At 62.9% G+C, this 315-nt stretch carries 1 protein-coding gene; it reads right to left on the bottom strand.

The window, feature by feature from the left end; all coding sequences use genetic code 11:
• Positions 1 to 315, bottom strand: a 315-nt coding sequence (locus tag DW024_RS10335) for a hypothetical protein (RefSeq protein ID WP_233541383.1), incomplete at both ends; no start/stop codon positions are given.

Here is a 315-nt window from a genome sequence, read left to right as displayed (position 1 = left end):
TCCGTATCCCACGCTCGCGTCCAGAAGCTCGAGCCCATGGTGCTTTTTCGCGGGTCCGGGCTGTTTGGGGGAACGTGTCGCAACGGCGCCGACCGTAAAAAAGACCGCGACGTATGCCAGGGCCACGGCAAGCATCGATGCGCTGCCTGAACCGGAGCCAATGAATTCTGTCGGGAAGCATCCTACGTAACCCGTTGCCTCGATAGGCGAGAACACGGCCAGCGGCAGGAGATTGAGCGCGGCGTTATGCTCCAGTGCCGAATCGGACAGCAACGGGAATGCCGGGGCCGCGACAAGCAGCGCGGAGGTAAGGGG

The organism is Collinsella sp. AF37-9 (genome assembly GCF_003475115.1).
In the GTDB taxonomy this organism is placed as follows: Bacteria; Actinomycetota; Coriobacteriia; order Coriobacteriales; family Coriobacteriaceae; genus Collinsella.
The sequence above is the reverse complement of the archived record's forward strand: the minus strand, read 5'-3'. Positions and strand labels throughout refer to the sequence as shown.